We start from the raw sequence: 19663 nt of genomic DNA on the forward strand, positions 1-19663 counted from the left end.
GTAATAAGGAGAGGGGAGTCTAAGCGGTAAAACCTCCAAAATGAAAAAGTCGCTCTTCTCCTTATGCCTGCTTGCGGGCTGCATGAGCTTGCTTGGTGCGCAAACCCAAGCTGAAAAGATCCAATCCCTGTTACAGGCCGCCCACGAAAGGGGCATTTTCAACGGCAGTGCACTCGTGGCACGGGACGGGCAGATCCTCTACCAAACCACTCTGGGAACGGCGGACGGAAAGGGAGAAATACCCCTGACCGCTGATCATCGATTTTCCATCGGCAGTATCGCCAAGGAATTTAATGCGGTCGGGATCATGCTGTTGCGGGAAACTGGTAAGCTCCAACTAACCGATCCGGTCGGGAAATACCTCGTAGATCTGCCGGCCTGGGCCGATTCCGTACAGATCAGGCACTTACTGAACTATACCAGCGGCCTGCCGAATATCCGTTACGGAGAAGTCCGGAATAATGAGGACGTTCTACAGGACCTCATGGAATTACCCCGGCTGGAAGCTCCTCCGGGTACGGTCTATCGCTACAATAATAACAATGTCTTCCTGCAAAAAAGGATCATCGAAAAGATCACCGGGACTTCCTACGAAACTTTCCTGCAATCGAATATACTTTCCCCCTGCGGGATGGACCAGGCCGTTTTCGATCCGATCGCAACGACACCGCAGATAGCTCGTTCATTTGATAACGAAGGCATGGAGGATCCACTGGACAACATTACCGCCGGCTGGCCTGCGGTCAGCATCCGGGACCTCTATCGCTGGACGCAAGGCCTGCACCAACACCGGATCATCGCCCGCGAGGCTTTAGTGGAACTTTTCGACTATTTTGAGGATCACGACGCTTCCCTGGGGGAGGGGCGACTGCTGGATCAGAACGTGACCTTCCACCGGCATCACGGATCCAGCTATAATTACGAGGCCCTGCTGCAGCTGGACCTGGCCGAAGGAATCACGATACTTCTGTTGACCAACAACAAGAACTTTCAGCTTTTCGCCCTGGCCGAGGCTATTGACCGGATCCTGCACGATCGACCCTACGAAGTGCCGAAAAAGTCCCTAAGCCTGGCATTGCGTACCCGCATCCTGCGCAAAGGGTTCGCTGCGGGTCTGCAACTGCTGGAGGATATCCGGGCGAATCAGGCGGATACCTACGAGCTGGCGGAACTGGAAGGGGATCTCAACGATGTCGGATACTATCTACTGCGCCGGGATCACCTGGCCGATGCGATTGAGGTCTTCCGGCTGAATGTACGCCTCCATCCCGAAAGCTCGAACGCTTACGATAGCCTGGGAGAAGTCTATCTGGAAAAAAGGGATAAAACCGGGGCACTGGAAAACTACCAAAAGGCACTGCGCCTGGATGCGGGCAACGAACGGATCGAAAAAACGATTAACCGGATAAAAAGTGAAATGTAAAGGATATCACCGGTTCTTTGGGATCCGACCCAAAAGGATTTTCAAAAGTAAAGGGAATTGCCGATCTTAAGACATGATTCAAAACGCTTAAGCGGTCGGACGTTGCAATGGATTAAGAGCCTATCTAAAAACGTTTTCTGGACAGGCTCTAAGCCGCTTTGCTCCCTAAACCTTAACTGGTATTGGATATGAAAAATACGCTCCTTTTTCTGATGCTCATTTCTCTACTTTTTTCCTGCCGGAAAACCACCGAAACACCCCTGGATATGCCGGATACCGAAGATATCTGCAGGCACCGTGAAGCACTGTTCTCCCCGCAGGGCTACGAGATCGAATCTATCGGCACCCTGGACTTTAACGGAGGTATGGATGCCTTTCGCATGCTGGACCAGCAAACAGGATACGCGCTGGCTTCCAACAATGTCGGTGGTTACGCCGAGGTATTCAAGACCGAAAACGGGGGTATTTCCTGGACCAACCTGGAAGTCAACATACCGTTCCGGCCGCTCGCTATGGTCTTCCGGGACACCGATTACGGATTGATCACGGTCAACGACCGAACGGGCTGTGATGGTACGGATTGCCTATCGCGAACGGTTGCCTTTCGAACGGAGAACGGAGGAACGACTTGGGAGCGGATCGAATATCTGAAATATCGGGGATGCTCTCCCATTTGGTTTACGATGATGACGGCATTCTTTATGCCAATTTAAGGATGGATGATCAATCGGTAGTGCTCCGGTCGGAAAACGATGGAGGTCACTGGGAAACGCTCCTTTACGTTAGCGAGCTGGATAATTCCCAAAGTTATTATACCCTTAAATCATTCCGGAATGAACTATGGCTTTGCGGTAGGGAGGGCAGGATACTGGTCATTGATCAGAGCGGTAATTTGCTGCGGCAACTCGAAACAGGTGCCCTCTATTTCCGCGATCTGGAATTTATCGACGAGGATAATCTCATACTGGAGGCCTCAAGGAAGATCCTGCGGTCGGAGGACGGTGGCCGCTCCTGGGAAGTCATCTACGGAGAAAGCGGCGGTCAGGTGATCGGCTTCGACAACCCGGATAATGGCCTGATGATCCAGACCCGGAATTCCTGTCCTGTAGATTACGCGCATTCCAATGATCTGATCGCCTCTACCCGGAACGGTGGTGTAGACTGGCAGGGACCGGAGGAAACCACCACCAATTTCCGCTACCAATATGTGCAAAGCCAGCGACTGGAAGCCGGCCGGTATCTGTTACTGCTGCGCAATGAGTTGCTGGAGATCCGAGAGAATTAGAACACCTTATTTTGCCTGATACACCTATGAAAAACACTCTATTGAACGCCATCTGCTTAGCGGTACTGCTTGGCCTGCATAGTTGCGGCCTCAGTCAGGAATCTGTGGTAGCCGATGCTCCGGGCTACCCGCGTTGGGTCGGGGATATTGCGGCGGATGAAACGCTGGACGATCCCGAATTCGTCCTTTGCCTCGGAGAAGATCAGGTCAAGCAGTACTTCAATTTTGGGAACGGGCTCCAGTATACGGGCGAGCAACACGCCATCCTTACCGCTTTCCGTGAGCAATACCAGCCGGTACCGCTCGCTCAGAGTGGGATGATCCGGATCCGGTTTATTGTCAATTGTCGGGGAGATACCGGCCGTTTTCGGATCATAGCCTCGGATAATCATTACCAACCCATGGCATTTGACCGCCGGATCACGGACCAGCTTTTAGAGATCACCCGTTCGCTGGACGGGTGGAAGATCCAATCCGACGGTGAGATCGCCAAAGACTATTACCAGTATCTGCTTTTTAAAATTGAGAACGGGGCCCTTAAAGAAGTTTTACCATGAAGTTGATCTACCTGAGTGCTCTGCTGCTACTGCCGGCTTTGCTGTCGGCCCAACCCAACTGTGAGTACTTTAAATACATTGGAGATACGCTGAGATATCAGGCCTGTCTGAAATCCGAAGAAATAGCGGGGCATTACCAATTCAGCCGGGAATTTCAGGAAACCCTGGATGAAGCCATCGCGATCGATCCCGGTTTTGACTATCCCTACCGCGCGAAGTCCGTGGCTTATCTGAAAAGCGGTGATTTTATCCATTGGAAAAAACTAATGGATCAGGCTGTAGCCGCCAACCCTACTAACAATCTGGCCTATCGGGGCTGGTGCCGGTACCAGTTTTTTCGGGATTACACCGGAGCTATTCAGGATATAGAACTACTGGATAGCCTGATCAATTACGATATCGGTTATTCCCAGAATGGCAATTATCATCTGCACGTAGCCAGAGCGCTTTGTTATAAATCCCTGGGCCAGGCCGAAAAGGCCCGAAGCATTATCCTGGATCAGCTGGCCCTGCCGGACTATGCTCCCGGGATTTACGATTATCTTCACCTGGGTGTCCTGCATTTAGAACTGGGTGATTACCAACTGGCCCGGCAGGCTTTTGACCAACAGGCCCAACAAAACGATCTGGCGGAAAACCAGTATTATCTGGCGCAGGCCCTGTACCAGCTGGGCGATCTGGCTGGCGGGCAGCAAAGCCTGCAGACCGCCAGGAAAATGTACCTGGCCAAGCAGTGTATGTTTGATCCCTATATGCAGCCCACCGATAAGATCTACTTAGCGGATATCGAAAATGCGCTGACCGAAGTTGCAGCAAAAGAGAAGGAGTAGGCAGAGGCCTTCTACTTTTCTGCCTGGGCCTCCAGATCCCAGATCGGTTTCGCCCCCAGCAGGTGCTCCACAAAGTAATTCCAGCGTTTTTTGCGGAAATAGCGACTGTGCACGCCACCATAACCGTGGTGCTGACTGGGTAGAATGAGCATGTCAAACTCCTTATTCGCTTTGATCAGGGCTTCCGCCAGTTTGAAGGTGGCCGAGGGATTGACATTTTCGTCGAGCCCACCGTGTGTGATCAGCAACTTCCCTTTGAGATTGCCGGCCATGGTAATGTTCGAAGCCTGGTGGTAGGTGGAATCCACCGGCCAACCCATGTACATTTCCGGCCACCAGGCCTTCTCCATCCGGAAATCGTGGTCGGCGGAACTGGCCACCGCTACTTTATAAAAATCTGGATATTCCAAAACGGCGTGACCGGCATCGTAGCCTCCGGCAGAGTGTCCGAAAATACCGACCCGGCTGGTATCGGCCCAGGCGTGACGTTCTCCCAACTGGCGAATGGCCAGCACGTGATCCAGCAGGTTCTTCCCCATATTCCGGTAACTCACATCGTGGAAAGCCTTGGAGCGCCCGTAGGTACCCATACCGTCGATGCGCACCACGATGAAGCCGAGTTCGGCCAGATCCTGTTGGCCGCCGTAGAGCACCCGCTCGAAGCGGGTGGGGAAAACGTGGGTATGCGGCCCCGTATAGCTGTTGTCGATGATGGGATATTTGCGGTTGGGATCAAAATTGGTCGGCTTCCAGTAGGCGCCGTGAATGATCGTTTCCCCGTCGCGGGCAACGGCCGTAAAGGCTTCGGGCGGCGACCAGCCCATAGCTTCCAGACCACTGATGTCGGTTTTCAGCAGTTCGGCCCTGATCGCACCGGTAGCGCTTTCCCGCAGCAAAAAGGTGGGTGCCTGCTCGTAGGTAGAATATTCATCGATAAAAAACCGGCCATCCGGCGAGAAATCGATATTGTGGTGCCCGGTCTCCGGGCTCAGTGCTTCCACCGGACCACCGTCTACATTTACCCGGTAGAGGTACTCGTAGTAGGGATTGTCCTCCGGATCTACGCCGGAAGCCACAAAATATACCCAGCCATTCTGCTCGTCGATCCGCACGGTACCGTGCACGAAATAGTCGCCACTGGTCAGCGGTGTGATCTTTCTGGTTTTCAGGTCAAATGAGTAGAGGTGTTGCCAGCCGCTGCGTTCGGAGAGGAAGACGAATTTGTCTCGGTCCTCCAGCATTCGCATTTCCACCCGCTCGGGAATATTGGTAGTACTGCTTTCGGAAAAGAGCGTTTCCGTTTCGCCCGTTTCGAGGTCCAGCTGCAGGTAAGTCAGTTTCTGGTAGCCCCTTTCCCGGTCCACGATGATGACTTTGGGGCTTTTTTCCATCCACCACATGGAATAGTTCATGACATAACCCCTCGGACCGAGGTCAGTAGGCAGTTGCTCTTTAGTTTCCAGATCATAAAAGACGGGGGTCAGCTGAATGAGCGTGGTATCGCCCGGAGAGCCCCGGTAGTAGGAGAGGAGCCGGGGTTTGAAGAGGGTATCCACACTGTAATCCAGCAAATACATTTTTTCGGCATTCCGCAGATCGCAGATGTTGGTACGCAGATAGCGTGAGTCCGGTGACCAGATCACCGTAAACTGCTCGGGGCGTTCTCCGTTTTCCCCCTCGATCAGATCGCCCCAGCCGTAGTAGGTGCCGTATTCGTAATTCTTTTGCCCCTCCGCACTCAGTTGGAAAACCTCACCACTCTCCGTGGATTTTACGTAGAGATTGTAATCATTGGTATAGGCGGTCCATTTTCCATCCGGTGAGGTAGAGCGCATGCGATCCCAGGCCGGGCGTTCGCTCTTCCGGCGTTTCACCTGGTAAGTTTTCAGGTCGAGCACGTAGCGTGTACCCCGGATGGCAAAAGCGAGGCTGTCCGCACTGATGTAGTTAACCCGGTCAAAAGGGAGTTGATTTCCGGAAATGGTATCCTTAAGCAGAGTACTTAGAGCATCGGCCAGTTGGTCCTGGTCAAAAAGTGGTTCTTTTTTGAAATCGTTAAAGGAAAGCCGGTAGAAGTTTTTGCTTTCCGCCCCCTGATCCAGCCACCATATACCGGTGCTGTCGGGGAAGAAATCGGAAGTTAGCCGAAGGTTAAAGACCTTTTTGTTGTTGATATTTTCCCAGAGGAAATCGTGGGCCCGCTGGTAATCGGCGCGGCTGATCTCCTGCCCGGACAGCTGATGCAGGCCTAGCACGGATGAAAAAACGAACAGCCAGAATAATGGAGGTATTCGGAAGAAAAAAGTCATAAGCCCAATTTTCATTGATCGTGAACTGGTAGAAAATAATCTCAAAATAAACGGATGTGGCGGATTTTCATAACTCGAACTGGTTTAAACCAGTTCCTCTATAGAATATTCCGCAGCGGGTTATTGAGAATTGGATTAGGCGGGAATAGCTTTGGGGGGATCAGGAAAAAAAACAGCTTTTCGAAGGCCGTTCATTTTAATCTGCTCATGAAAGCATTGACCGAAAGCCCGTGGATCAGGATGGACAATAAGATGGTGCAGTTAATGACCAGCCAAACTGCATTGATATCACTGAACTCCTCCAATTTATTCTGGGCGAATGCCAGATAATACAAAGATCCGATGCCCCGGATACCCAGAAAGCTGAGGGCGGCTTTCTCCCGAAACCTTAGCGGAGAAAAGGCAAAGGCAGCCATTCCCGATAGCGGTCGGATAATGAGTATGAGTAATAGCCCTATTAAAACATGTTCCCAACCAAGACCCTCGAATCCATTGAGAGCTAGTACTCCGCCAAAGAAGATCAGGAACAGCCCTAATATGGCCTGTTCTACCTGATCAATACTGTTGTAAGTCTCTTCGTGAATGGTATCGCTGGACCGGTACTGTCGGGCCACGACGGCGGCCACGAACACACTTAGAAAACCGTAGCCATGTAGCACCTCGGTCAGGCTATACACGATCAGTACGGCCGCTACCATGAAAATCCCTTCTTTTACTTCAGAATCAAACTTCTTATCCAGATGATCTTTTAAAAAGAAAAATGCCCGCGAAAGGAGATACCCGAATAGCGCCCCGGTGGCCAGCCCGATCGCTATTTTTAAGCAAAACTCATAGCCCAGCCAGTTCCAGACCACGTCTGAAGAGTACCCTTCCGATTCCAGATTGATGGCCAGCCAGACGAACGGGAACGCCAGACCGTCATTTAAACCAGCTTCGAGCGAAAGCCCGAAACGCACCTCACTTTCCTTGCCCTTATTGGGTGGTCCGACCTGTACATTGCCGGCGAGTACCGGATCCGTAGGAGCCAACACGGAACCCAGTAATACGGCTGCACTCAGGGAAATACCGAGTATGTAAAACCCCGCGAGGGCCGTCAGCAGGATCGTTAGCGGCATGGCGATTCCCAGCAGATACCAACCGACGCGCCAGGTACGCCAGCTGGGACGGCGATCAATTTTAATACCGATAGCTGCCAGAGAAATGATGACGATAAATTCGGATAGGTATTCCAGCAGAAGACGGTCAAAATTACTGGACTCGGGATTAATAAAGGGATAATCAATCGGTAAACTAAAGATCAGGTAGCCGAAAGCCACAAAAATGATGGGGACGGTGAGAATACTCCGTTTCAGTACAGCGGGCAAAATGAACATGCCCAGCAGGGCGATGCCGGCGATCAGGAGTAACAGAATATGGGTAGACATTGAAGCAATTTTGGTAGTTCAGGACACTTCATCTCGCCAGTTCTGTACGGAGGGAGAGCAAAACACTTACAGTTGGTAAAATGCTGCTACACTTCCACTCGCACTTTCAGGATCAGCTTACCATCTTTGATCTTTACGTCGAGGATCGGGAATTTCAGATAGGGCAGCAATTCCATCATTGGGTTAGCGGATGCCGCCGGCGGACTTGTTGGTTCCGTACCGGGTTTCGGTTCCAGTTGCGGCCGTACGAACTGCTCCAGCAGTACGTTCAGTTGTTTTTCGGTGACCGGGATCTCTCCTTCGATCTTCATGCCTTTGAGCCCTTCCATCTGGGTCTCTTTGAGGTATTTTATCAGTTCTTCCATGGGATTAATTTTTAAAGGAGGCGTCAAAAACCAGCTGACCGGATCTCACTTCTACCCGGGCGGTCTGGATGCGGGTCAGATAATCGCCCATACCCGACATGGCAAAAACCGGTCCGAGATCTACAAACAATTCCTTGGATTGCAGTTGGATCCATTCCGGCAGGCGGTTCTTTATGAAACCGATCACTACCCGGTCGATGACCTTGAGGCCGTGTTCGATCGTCAGGTGCATCCGTGGGTTGGTCGGAAAACCGAGGTCTTCGTGTACATATACCTGCAGGGTGCGGGTGATCACGATCTTCGGGCTGATCGTAAATTTTATTTCCATCCGGTTATCCCCCAGGCAGGTCAATTGTAAACGATCCAGTTCGGGATGTTGCACGACATTGTCGGCTCCCTTATTGAGTAAATCCTCGCTAATGGGCAGGTGGATCTTGAAGTCAGTTCCTCGAAAGGCAAGTAGGTCCATACTTTGTTGGTCATATTGGCATTATAAAGACCTGTGGCGGGCTCCGTAAAGCCGGGCGGTCATAAATGCCGGCTCGTGATGGAAACAAAGATAGGATTAAATTGGTTCGTTAGCCCGGATGGGAAGCGTGTAAAAAGTCCGTACGGGCCCGAGCCGATGACCGGACCGGAGCTATCGGACTTTTTACACGCCTATTTGCTATTAGCGGTCCTCGTATTCCCGCAGCAACTGGATCATTTTTTTGTCCCCGTTCATCCGGGCGTGGTACATCGCGTATTCATCACCGGGAGAGACCTGAAAAGGATCGGCTCCTTTTTCCAGCAGCAGTTTGGCGACCTCATACCGGCCACTACGGGCGGCGCAGATGAGGGCCGTACCGTCGCCGGTCACACTGGCGTTCACCTCTGCACCCTCATCCAGCAGGTACTGCACGATCGGTAAATGACCGTTCCGGGAGGCCACCAGCAAGGCGGTGCCGTCTCCCGTCAGCGTTTTGTTGATATCCGCATTTTGGCCGACGAGGTATCGGACCAGTTCCAGGTGACCGTAGGCCGCAGCGGCCATCAGGGCGGTTTCGTCCCCCCATCCGTGATATTCTACATCCGCTCTGGCCGCAATCAGCAGTTTGGCGATTTCCAGATTGCCCAGCCGCGCAGCGGCTACCAGCGGTGATCTCGGATCTTCATCTTCGTAATAAAAGGTGCAATTGGGATCTACCGTCTTGAGCAACTCCCGTACCCGGGCTACGTTTTGGTCTTTCACGGCGTAGAGTAACTCCTGGCATTCGTCACTGCCTCCCTGCAGCTGCGATGTTTTGGCACCGTAAGTTTTATCCTGCTCACTATCCCGGATTTTGTTGACGACACCGATCTCTACCCGCTCTTTCAGTTGGTATCCGTCCAGTTCGGTCGTTAGCCAGTAAACGCCCGGCGGCACCTTGCCGATGTTCCATCGGATTTCGTGCAGTTCAGCCCGGGTAAGATTGACCTCGTAAACGAGATTGGACTGGTTGTTGACGGCATCCAGACTCAATTTGATCTTCGTAGCCCGGGGAAAAGGGCCGATCTTAAGGTAAACCTTGTCCTTGATGGGTAATTTGAGCATGGACGTCTTGATGTAGGGCGGCAGCTTACCCTGTGGCAGTGCAGATTGACCCACCAGCGAAAAATCCTGATTTTGATTTTGGTTGCTGTTGGAATTTGAATTTTGGTTGGATGGCTTATGCTCCGGCCCGGAATGATCGGTTGGAGCGGGTTCCCAGGAAATGCCCTTTGCTTCGCAGGCTTCCCGGATCAATGCGGCCACCCGTTCGTGCCCCTTCGCGGAAGCTTCTTTCCAGGCATTCCAGCCGTCGTGGGTAGTGGCGCTCAGGTCCGCTCCCTTTTGGATCAGGGTTTTTACGATCTCGTAATGGCCATTCTCCGCCGCTTCCAGTAGTGCTGTGTGTCCATTTTTTGAGGCGTGATTGATGCTGACCCCTCTCTGGCCCAACAACAGCGCAAACAGTTCTTGGTGACCGTGTTCAGCGGCTTCCATCAGGGCGGTATAACCGGCTTTCCCCGCCAGATTAACCTCCGCACCGTTTCGCAACAGCAGCCTGGCGATGTCGGTATGGTCGTGGTGGGCCGCTTCGGTGAGTGCCGTGCGTCCGTCGGAGAGGACGGCATTCAGGTCGACGCCCGTTTTGATGAGTTGTTTTACCTCTTCGGGTTGATTATGGTGGATGGCTTCCAGCAGGCGGTTCGGATCGCCCTGGATCAGAGCGGTGGCTGAGCTGTTCGAACTTGCCAATGCGATAGAAGCTTGGTCCAGTCGTTCCGCTTCGGTGTCGATCAGGGCCTGAACTACGGCCGGTGGCAGCGCTTCGGATTCCATGATTTCCACCTGCGACGTGCCGCGGGGTGCCGGTTGTTCAGCCGGCGCGAAAAATCCCTGTAAAACGAGGCAGAGCAGTAAGAGAACTCCCACCAGACTGCCTTTCAGCGATCCGGATCGTTGTTGATCATATTGTCCAAACAGGCGCAGAATGCGTTTGCTGAAATTACCTTTTTTGCCATTTACGTACATAACTAACTTTGTTTTGCGTGGATGATGAAATAATTGCAAATGGGTAAGTGCTTCGGCGTAGAGCATCGGCTGATCCTGAACTTTCAGAACGAGATCATCACAGCAATGCTCGCGCACCTCGCGCAGTTTACCCGAGATCCACCAAACAGTCGGGTGATAGAAGAAAAGTACTTCAATGACAGACTGGAAGATATTGACCAGAAAATCGTAGCGTCGGATGTGGGCCAGTTCGTGCAGCAGCAGCGTTTCTACCTGCTCCCGGCTCAGGCCGGTGAAAAGACTCACCGGAGCCAGCACCACGGGCCGGAAAAAATGGAACGTCAGCGGTTCGCTGATCGATCCGGAGAGTAAAAACTCCACCGGCTGGCGAATGCCCATCTTACGGGCCAGTTCCACAAATCGCTGATCCCACAGTGCGTTCGGGGCACTTACGTTCCGGGTGCGCAACTGTCTCATCTGGTAAAAACCCAGCCCCATAAAGGCCGAGAGGATGAGCACACCGGCGTACCAGATCAGCGCTACCCAGTGCAGGTAAGGACGCAGGATGCTGCCCAGATGATCTGTCTGAGTCTGCAACCAGGAGGAAAATGGGACGGCTACTTCTGTCGGAGTCGATCCCGGATCTGTCAGGTCGGTGCGCGCCAGAGGCGCTGACCCGGCGGGCATAGCGTATTCTTGTGCTACGTGATCCGGATGGGCCATTTCCTGCGTTCGGGCAGTCGATCGTTGTCCGGAAAATGTATAAGCCGCCCACACAAGTGGTACCAGCAAACCGGCCAGCAGCAGGGTGTAACGCACATTGGAAAACTTGTGTGGAACAAACCACAGGATCAGGCGCAAAGCAAAACCCACCAGGGCAATTTGCCAGATACTATGCAGTAAGGTCCATCCCATAGCCTGACTGAAGGGAAGGATTTCCGGCCAGTTAAGCTGCGTCATCGTCTTCCTTTTTTTTGGCTTCCAGCCATTGTTGTAAAGCTTCGAGTTCTTCGGCATCTACCTGCTCCTGCCCGAGGGCGTGCATGACCATCTTCATGGCCGATCCCTTATAGGCCGTCTTCAACAGCCTTTGGAAAAGGGTTTGCTGCACTTCCGTTTCTTTGGGCACGGCGCTGTAAAAATGCGTTTTCCCTTCTTTGGTGCGTTTGACCATCTTCTTTTTGGTCATCCGCTGGAGAAAGGTCAGGATCGTGGTGTAACCCACTTCCCGCTTTTCACTGATCTTTTCGTGGACCGTTCGCACCGTGGCCGGCTGGTGTTCCCACAGGACCTGCAGGATCTCCAGTTCCACGTCAGAGGGTTGGTAAATACTGGATTCTTCCATGTTTGGTGAAAAAGTTTTGGACAGAAAATGCCGGGCCGTGCTGTGCCTGCGCACAACAAGGACACCTGACACCCGCTGCCGTACAGCAAATGATCATTAGCTGTTACAAATATATACTACAGGAGTCGTAGATGCAATTTTTTCTACTACACTTGTAGTATTTTAACGTTTGCGTGGAGTTGAATAAGGTATGTGATTCATTCTTATTGATCTGGTATTCAGTGTTTTAAATTAATTCAGGAAGGCCTGTGATTTTTTCGATACTTCTGTTGACGAATCCTAAATCTACCGATCCCGGAACGCCCACCGGCGGCCTGACGGGGGAGTGGGTTAAAATAAATGACCGGACTTCCTTTCCAGCGGTTGCTGCCCGCCGAATAACCTGATCGGAAATGAGGGGATAAACCAAAGATATTTGTAGTTTTAGGTATACGGAGGTGAAACTGCTTTGATCCGGCTTATAGCTGAATCGTAAGGATCCAATCAATTTCCCTGGGTATGTACATTCTTTAGCCCCTAAGGCCCGCATTATGAGAATACTCAACACCACACCGACCGGCCGGTTCCTGTTGGTCCTGTCTTTCCTATTTTCCCTTACCCAAATGCACGCGCAGGTTTTTGTAGACCAGAATGCCACCGGAGCGAACGACGGCAGTTCCTGGACCAATGCCTACCGGGATCTGCAGACCGCCCTGACGCTCACCGGAAACGGTCCGATCTGGGTGGCGCGCGGTACCTACAAACCGATCAGTTGTAATCCCTGTACCGAACTGCAACGGGAAAGCGCCTTCCGGCTTCCGCCGGATGTGCAGCTGTACGGCGGTTTTGCCGGTACCGAAAGCAGCCTTAACGAACGCGACTGGATCGCTAATCCCACCGTTTTGAGTGGAGATATCGGCGTCGCCAACGATAGTCTGGACAATGTCTTCAATGTGCTGATCGCCGTCAATTCCACCGCGGACAATGTGCTGGACGGTTTCACCGTGGAGGAAGGAAATGCGGACGGATCTTTTGGCTCGGCGGCCGGTGGGGGACTCCTGATCGACGCCAATCCGGGAGGAACCGGCCATATCCGGATCCGGAATTGTCTTTTTCGCAACAATTACGCCGGCGGCGGTGGGGCAATTGCCATTGATTGTACCCTGGGAGGCAGCAGTTCGGCCGAGATCCGCAATTGTACTTTTGAAGGGAATACCGCTTCACTGGGGATCACCAGTACCGGCGCTGCCATCTTTATGCAGGGCAACAGTGGGGCTCAGGTTCGGCCGCGCATCGTCGGCTGTACTTTTCGCAATAACTTTTGTGGCAATGACGGCGGGGCCATCAGTGCAACGCCCACCGGCGACGGGAGTTTACTGGCCATGCAGGTCGATAGTTGCCAGTTTACCAATAACCGGGCGGCGGACCGGGGCGGGGCCATCTGGTACCGGATGTCCAGTTTTGGCGAGTGCCGGGTAACGATCAAAAATTCTCAATTTCTCGAAAATGAATCCGGGGGAGAAGGCGGAGCGATCTACGCCCGCAGCAGCTTCGATAATGTGGCCGGGGATACGATCGCCAATTGTGTATTCACCCAAAACCGGGCCACGGGTACCAGTACGATCAACGAGGGAGAAGGCGGGGCCATCTTTATCAGAGGTTCGCAGGCGGGTACGCGTCACCAGCAGATCATCAACTGTGTATTTGATCGCAATAGTGCCGTACTGTTGGGAGGAGCGATTGCCACCACTTCCATAGAGTCGACACCGGGAGTCTGCTTCACGGACGTTGTAAACTGTTCTTTTTCCGGCAATACGACGGCCGGACGGGGCGGAGCGATCCATGCCCAGGATTCTACCGGCACCAACCAGGTGCGGGTGGTCAACAGCATCCTGTGGGGCGATTCGGCGGCAACGGACGGGATGGAGATCTTTACCGATCGCTCCTTGGTTGCGGTCCTGTACAGCGATGTGGCCGGCGGTTTATCACCCGACCTCACGGATGGCGGGAATAATCTGGATATCGATCCTTTGTACGCCGATCCGGAAAACGGCGACCTCCATCTGCCGTCCTGTTCACCGCTGGTGGACCGGGGTGATAATACCCAGATCCCACCCGCTATTACTACCGATCTGGACGGAGACGCCCGCATCCTCGGCGCTGCCGTCGATCTGGGAGCCTACGAATTGGGCCGTATCTACGTAGATCAGTCGGCCTCCGGCGCGAACAACGGCCGCTCCTGGTCCGATGCCTTCAATCTTTTTGAGGACGGCCTGGCGGCCGCCGCAACGGGCGATCAGATCTGGGTGGCCCAGGGTACCTACCGGCCGACCGACTGTGCGACCTGCACGGAAGCGGACCGGCAGATCTCCTTCCATTTGGTGCCCAATGTGGAAGCCTACGGCGGTTTTGCCGGCAATGAAACAGCGCTGGATCAGCGCGACTGGGTGACCCGCCCCACGGTATTGAGTGGGGATATTGGCGTGCCGAACGATAGTCTGGACAATACCTTTAGCGTGCTCATTGCAGAAAATTCGACCGACAAGACCATCCTGGACGGATTCATCATCGAAAGAGGCAATGCAGACGGTTCTTTCGGCTCGGCGGCCGGCGGCGGACTGTATCTGGATGCCAATCCGGGCGGGACCGCCAATCTCCAGATCCGCAACTGTACTTTTCGCCACAACTATGCCGGTGGCGGCGGCGGGATCGCTATTGACTGTACCCTGGGCGGCGAAAGCCGGGCGGAGATCCGGAACTGTATTTTTGAATTCAATACGGCCTCTCTGGGGATCACGAGTACCGGTGCTGCCATCTTTATGCAGGGCAACAGTGCGGCGCAGGTGTTGCCGCGCATTGTCAATTGTACCTTTCGCGATAACTTTTGCGGCAATGACGGCGGGGCCATCAGCGCAACGCCCACCGGAGAGGGCAGCCTGTTGGCCATGCAGATCGACAGCTGCCTGTTTACCCGCAACCGGGCGGCTGACCGCGGGGCCGGGATCTGGTATCGGATGTCCAATTTCGGAACGAGCCGGGTAGTGATCAAAAACAGCCAGTTTCTGGGGAATGTAGCCGGCGGGGAAGGCGGCGCGATCTATGCCCGCAGTAGTTTCGATAATATCGCAAACGATACGATCGCCAATTGCCTTTTTTCACTAAATCAGGCGACCGGTACCAGTACCATCAATGACGGAGAGGGCGGGGCGGTCTTTCTGCGGGCATCCCAACAGGGGACCCGGCACCATACCCTCGTTAATTGCATCTTCGACCGAAACCAGGCGACTTTATTGGGAGGAGCCTTAGCGATCACCTCCATTGAAAGCACTGCCGGAAATGCTACCACCGATGTGATCAATTGTACCTTCTCCGGAAACTCCACACCGGGAGACGGTGGGGCCATTCACGCGGAAGGTTCGGAGGGAATAAACACGCTCAATATCCGGAACAGTATCCTGTGGGATAACGACGCCACCGGGAATGGATCGGAGATCCGTAACAACAATGCAACCGTCAACCTCAGTTTTTCCGATATCGAGGGCGGGGTGCCCAATGGGATCAGTGATGCCGGTGATAATATCACTACCGATCCTCAGTTCGTCGATGCGGCTAACGGAGATCTGCATCTGGGCCCCTGTTCTCCGGCGCTCGATGTCGGCAGTAACGAACTCCTCCCGCCGGATCTGATCGATCTGGATGCCGACGGGAATACGGCCGAGGCCATCCCGCTGGATCTCGATGGCTTTGACCGGATCTTTCAAGGCACGATTGATCTGGGTGCTTACGAATTTGACGGCAGTGAACCGGCTCTGACGGTGAATAAAAACATCACGCCCGAAAGCTGCGGCGGCGCCTGTGACGGGGAAGTGATCGTGGTGCCCAGCGGCGGTCAGGCGGGGTATACCTTCGATTGGTCCAACGGACAGGCCACTCCCAAACTGGAGAACCTTTGCGCGGGCACCTATTACGTCACCATTAACGACGCATCTACCTGTACGCTGGTGGATTCCATCACCATCGAAGCGGGAGAGGCGCTGGGGCTAATGGTCAGCCCCGACCTGGAAAGCTGCCCGGGTGAGACTTCCGAGTTCTTCGCTACCGCCTCCGGCGGAGTGGGCATTCTGACCTACAATTGGGATAACGGACTGGGGAGCGGCAATCTGCAATCGGTCAATCCGGAAGTCAGTACGACCTACTCCGTGACGGTCAGTGATTTTAACGGATGTACGGAGACGGATTCGGTGACGGTAGCGGTATTCGACCGGCCGGAACCGGCGATCCAGGGAGCAGGCAGTATTTGTCCGGGCGGCACGACTACCCTGGATGCCGGAGACTTTGCTACCTACCAATGGTCGACCGGAGCTCAAACCCAACAGATCGAGGTCGCAGCGGCCGGCGTTTACAGCCTCACGGTGACCGATGAAAACGCCTGTACGGCAAGTACCGATATAACGATCACCCAGGCGGATAGTCTGCAGGTGAATATAATCGGGGAACTGGCTTACTGCCCCGGAACGGAAACCATTCTGGATGCGGGGCCCTTCGCCACCTACCAATGGTCTACCGGCGCTGCCACCCGAGAAATTGCAGTCAGTAGTCCCGGCAATTACCGGGTATTGGTGACCGACGAAAGCGGCTGCCCGGGCACGGCTAATGTAACGGTTGCGGAACTCGCTAGCGTGACGGTAGGCATTGCGGGTGATACCGCTTTTTGTAGCGGTACGGGCACGCTCCTGGATGCGGGAGTGTTCACCACCTACCAATGGTCAACAGGGGCGGATGTAGCCCAGATCGAGGTGAATGAAAGCGGCATTTATGGTGTCACAGTGACCAATGCGGAAGGGTGTCAGGGTACCGCTGAAATTACGGTGACCGAACTTATGCTTCCCGCTCCTGCTATTGCCGGGAACGATAGCATTTGCCCCGGAAGTAGTACACTCCTGAACGCTGGAGATTTTACAACTTATCTCTGGTCCAATGGTGCCGCCACGCGGGAAATTGAAGTCAGTGAAACGGGCATTTATTCCGTAGCGGTGACCGATGAAAACGGCTGCCCGGGCACGGCGGAGATCGAGATCACAGCGGCGGATAGTTTGCTGCCGGTTATCCAGGGTACGGATCGCTTTTGTGCCGGAGATACGGTTACGCTAGCCGGTAGCACGGGTTTCGACACTTATCAATGGTCCAACGGACTTAGCAGTCCCAACATAGCAATAAATACGGCGGGCACTTACGGACTAACGGTTACCGATGCAATGGGCTGTAGTGGTTCGGCCAGCTTTACACTCACCCAAGATCCAGATCCGATACCGGCCATTAGCGGAGCCACGAGTCTCTGTCCCGGTGCAACGGCGACCCTGGATGCCGGAAGCTTTTCCGGCTATCTCTGGTCTACCGGAGATACTACCCGGGCACTTACGGTTTCCACTCCGGGAACTTATAGTCTTACGGTCACCGACGATAATGGATGCAGTGGCAGCACGGAAGTCAATCTGCCGGCAGCCGACAGTCTGGAAGTCTCTATTCAGGGATCAGCTACCTTTTGTGCGGGTAGTTCGGCGGTGCTGACGGGAGAGCCGGGGTTTGCGACCTATGCCTGGTCTACCGGCGCTATCGAGTCCAGTATCGAGGTGGATACGGAAGGCACCTATTCCCTGACGGTAACGGATATGGCCGGCTGTAGTGGTACGGCTGCATTCAGCATTAACGAAAGTGCTTCCCTGAGTCCGGTGATCAACGGGGAACTCGACCTGTGCCCGGGATCAGTGACTACCCTGGACGGCGGTGTTTTTTCCGCTTACGCCTGGTCCACCGGTGCGAATGGGGCACAGATCGAAGTCAGTGAACCGGGACTTTACGGGCTTATCGTCACGGACGAAGCCGGTTGCACCGGTACCGCCGAAGTGGAAGTGGTGAGTGCCGACAGCCTGGAAACCATGATCCTGGGAACGAGCTCATTTTGCCCGGGTTCTTCCACAACGCTCACGGGAGAAACGGGATTTGCGGCCTACGCCTGGTCCACCGGCGCGACCGAAACCGGGATCACGGTCAGTGAACCCGGAACGTATCGCCTGACGGTCACGGACGAACGCGGTTGTACGGGGAGTGCACAAATTGAGACGGTGCTGGCGGATAGCCTGACCTTGGAGATCTTGGGTTCCGAAACCTTTTGCCCGGGTAGTAATACCGTCTTGTCCGGCCCCGCGGGTTTTACCAGTTACCTCTGGTCCACGGGAGCTACGGTATCCAGTATCACCGTCAACCAGCCAGGCACTTACCGGCTGACGGTCACGGACGCGACCGGTTGCAGCGGCTCGGCGGCCCTCACCGTAAGTGAAGGCGCTTCGTTGAGTCCGACGATCAGCGGCTCGCTTACTTTTTGTGCCGGAGCCAGTACCATTTTGAGTGTGGGCAGTTTTGCCAGTTACCAATGGTCTACTGGGGCGACCACTCGGGAGATCAGCATCAGTACCAGCGGCATTTACAGTGTGACGGTCAGTGACGGAGAGGGCTGTAATGGTTCGGCGCAGGTGACGGCCAAGGTACAGAGCAGTTCCCCGCCGCAGATCACGGGGATCACTACTTTCTGTCCCGGCGATTCCACGGTGCTGGACGGTGGGGAGGGGTACAGCGCTTATCAGTGGTCGGACGGTTCCACGACCCGGACCATTACCGTGCGCAACGAAGGCACCTACGCCCTGACCGTTTCGGATGAGGTCGGCTGCACCGCTACGGATGAAGTACTGATCAGTTTTGATCTGCCGGCAGATGCCATGGCCGGAGCCGGTCCGGAAAGCTGTGCGGATACTCTGCTACTGGCGGCCAATCAGCCACCGGGAACCATCGGCCGCTGGACTACCGATGCCGCCGGAGTTTCGATCCTGGAACCCGACGCGGCAAACAGCCGGATCACCGACTTACCGGAAAGCCCGGTTAACTTCACCTGGACCTTATCGACGGCAGACTGTCCGGATTACAGTAGTGATGCAGTGACGGTGAATCCCGGACAGGGACCCGTTGCCCGCGACGACCAGGCGATGATCGCCGCCACAGCCTCCCGAACGCTGATGGTTAACTTATTGACAAATGATGAGTTGCCCGCCGGAGGAACGCCGCTCGTAACCATTACGAATGAGCCGTCGCTCGGTACTGTCCTTGGGATTGAAAACGGGGTGTTGTCCTACCTCGCCCCGGAAGGGGCTTTCGGAGCGGTAAGTCTCACTTACGAACTATGCCTGGAAGCGTGCCCCTGTAGCACCGCTACCCTCACGATCACCATCGAAGCGGGTGCCATCGAGGAAATGGAAATTGCCAACGCCATTACCCCGAATGGTGATGGATTGAACGAGTTTTTTGTGTTCGATATCATCCGCAATACGCCGCCGGAAGCCAGTCCGGATAACGAACTGACCATTTTTAACCGCTGGGGCGACGTGGTCTTTTATCAGGAAAACTACGACAACTCCTGGACCGGCCTGAACAACCAGGGCAATCCGTTACCGGAAGCGACCTACTACTATATCCTCCGCCTGAATATCGGGGAAGGGGTGATCATTCGGGGGGATATTACCGTGATCAGGTGAGAAAATGGGTGAATGTTGAGATGTCGGAACGTTGGAACGTTTCGTCAA

At 54.2% G+C, this 19663-nt stretch carries 12 protein-coding genes; 6 read left to right on the plus strand and 6 right to left on the minus strand.

The window, feature by feature from the left end; translation table 11 throughout:
* The first annotated feature begins 40 nt into the window (after positions 1–40).
* From CRP01_RS04290 to CRP01_RS04310, 5 genes are all read left to right on the plus strand, one after another.
* A complete protein-coding gene (locus tag CRP01_RS04290) occupies positions 41–1423 on the plus strand; it encodes a serine hydrolase domain-containing protein (RefSeq protein ID WP_099148770.1) in 1383 nt (460 codons plus the stop codon).
* Between the two features lie 188 nt (positions 1424–1611).
* Positions 1612–2136, plus strand: a complete 525-nt coding sequence (locus tag CRP01_RS04295) for a WD40/YVTN/BNR-like repeat-containing protein (protein WP_099148771.1) — start codon at positions 1612–1614, stop codon at positions 2134–2136.
* Positions 2085–2708: a WD40/YVTN/BNR-like repeat-containing protein gene (locus CRP01_RS04300; protein ID WP_143473263.1), complete on the plus strand. Its 624-nt coding sequence runs from the start codon at positions 2085–2087 to the stop codon at positions 2706–2708. The genes CRP01_RS04295 and CRP01_RS04300 overlap by 52 nt, the downstream gene beginning before the upstream one ends.
* A gap of 26 nt (positions 2709–2734) precedes the next feature.
* Positions 2735–3265, plus strand: a complete 531-nt coding sequence (locus CRP01_RS04305) for a hypothetical protein (protein ID WP_143473264.1) — start codon at positions 2735–2737, stop codon at positions 3263–3265.
* Positions 3262–4095: a tetratricopeptide repeat protein gene (locus CRP01_RS04310; RefSeq protein WP_099148774.1), complete on the plus strand. Its 834-nt coding sequence runs from the start codon at positions 3262–3264 to the stop codon at positions 4093–4095. The genes CRP01_RS04305 and CRP01_RS04310 overlap by 4 nt, the downstream gene beginning before the upstream one ends.
* Positions 4096–4106: 11 nt before the next feature.
* On the opposite strand, the gene CRP01_RS04315 is transcribed toward CRP01_RS04310, so the two are convergent.
* The 6 genes from CRP01_RS04315 to CRP01_RS04340 all read right to left on the minus strand — a co-directional run bounded on the left by CRP01_RS04315 (position 4107) and on the right by CRP01_RS04340 (position 12053).
* Positions 4107–6404 (minus strand): S9 family peptidase, encoded by a 2298-nt coding sequence (locus CRP01_RS04315; protein WP_099148775.1) that lies wholly within the window; start codon positions 6402–6404, stop codon positions 4107–4109.
* Between the two features lie 191 nt (positions 6405–6595).
* Positions 6596–7828, minus strand: a complete 1233-nt coding sequence (locus tag CRP01_RS04320) for a cation:proton antiporter (RefSeq protein WP_099148776.1) — start codon at positions 7826–7828, stop codon at positions 6596–6598.
* 86 nt (positions 7829–7914) lie between these two features.
* Complete coding sequence (locus tag CRP01_RS04325; protein ID WP_099148777.1) at positions 7915–8193, minus strand: hypothetical protein; 279 nt, start codon at positions 8191–8193, stop codon at positions 7915–7917.
* Between the two features lie 4 nt (positions 8194–8197).
* On the minus strand, positions 8198–8662 hold the full coding sequence (locus tag CRP01_RS04330) for a hypothetical protein (RefSeq protein ID WP_099148778.1): 465 nt from the start codon (positions 8660–8662) through the stop codon (positions 8198–8200).
* Positions 8663–8863: 201 nt separating this feature from the next.
* Positions 8864–11668: an ankyrin repeat domain-containing protein gene (locus tag CRP01_RS04335; protein WP_170110219.1), complete on the minus strand. Its 2805-nt coding sequence runs from the start codon at positions 11666–11668 to the stop codon at positions 8864–8866.
* A complete protein-coding gene (locus CRP01_RS04340; protein WP_099148780.1) occupies positions 11655–12053 on the minus strand; it encodes a BlaI/MecI/CopY family transcriptional regulator in 399 nt (132 codons plus the stop codon). The genes CRP01_RS04335 and CRP01_RS04340 overlap by 14 nt, the downstream gene beginning before the upstream one ends.
* A 530-nt stretch (positions 12054–12583) precedes the next feature.
* Between CRP01_RS04340 and CRP01_RS04345 the strand changes: the two genes are divergently transcribed.
* The gene (locus CRP01_RS04345) at positions 12584–19615 is read left to right on the plus strand and encodes a T9SS type B sorting domain-containing protein (protein ID WP_099148781.1); all 7032 of its coding nucleotides are present in this window, start codon (positions 12584–12586) and stop codon (positions 19613–19615) included.
* Positions 19616–19663 lie beyond the last annotated feature (48 nt).

The sequence above is a fragment of the Flavilitoribacter nigricans DSM 23189 = NBRC 102662 genome (assembly GCF_002646595.1).
GTDB classification, from domain to species: domain Bacteria; phylum Bacteroidota; class Bacteroidia; order Chitinophagales; family Saprospiraceae; genus Flavilitoribacter; species Flavilitoribacter nigricans.

Bases quoted from the DNA above. Each gene is read 5' to 3' on its own strand.
- CRP01_RS04290 (WP_099148770.1), top strand. From the start codon at position 41: ATGAAAAAGTCGCTCTTCTCCTTATGCCTGCTTGCGGGCTGCATGAGC.
- CRP01_RS04295 (WP_099148771.1), top strand. From the start codon at position 1,612: ATGAAAAATACGCTCCTTTTTCTGATGCTCATTTCTCTACTTTTTTCC.
- CRP01_RS04300 (WP_143473263.1), top strand. From the start codon at position 2,085: ATGCTCTCCCATTTGGTTTACGATGATGACGGCATTCTTTATGCCAAT.
- CRP01_RS04305 (WP_143473264.1), top strand. From the start codon at position 2,735: ATGAAAAACACTCTATTGAACGCCATCTGCTTAGCGGTACTGCTTGGC.
- CRP01_RS04310 (WP_099148774.1), top strand. From the start codon at position 3,262: ATGAAGTTGATCTACCTGAGTGCTCTGCTGCTACTGCCGGCTTTGCTG.
- CRP01_RS04315 (WP_099148775.1), bottom strand. From the start codon at position 6,404: ATGACTTTTTTCTTCCGAATACCTCCATTATTCTGGCTGTTCGTTTTT.
- CRP01_RS04320 (WP_099148776.1), bottom strand. From the start codon at position 7,828: ATGTCTACCCATATTCTGTTACTCCTGATCGCCGGCATCGCCCTGCTG.
- CRP01_RS04325 (WP_099148777.1), bottom strand. From the start codon at position 8,193: ATGGAAGAACTGATAAAATACCTCAAAGAGACCCAGATGGAAGGGCTC.
- CRP01_RS04330 (WP_099148778.1), bottom strand. From the start codon at position 8,662: ATGGACCTACTTGCCTTTCGAGGAACTGACTTCAAGATCCACCTGCCC.
- CRP01_RS04335 (WP_170110219.1), bottom strand. From the start codon at position 11,668: ATGACGCAGCTTAACTGGCCGGAAATCCTTCCCTTCAGTCAGGCTATG.
- CRP01_RS04340 (WP_099148780.1), bottom strand. From the start codon at position 12,053: ATGGAAGAATCCAGTATTTACCAACCCTCTGACGTGGAACTGGAGATC.
- CRP01_RS04345 (WP_099148781.1), top strand. From the start codon at position 12,584: ATGAGAATACTCAACACCACACCGACCGGCCGGTTCCTGTTGGTCCTG.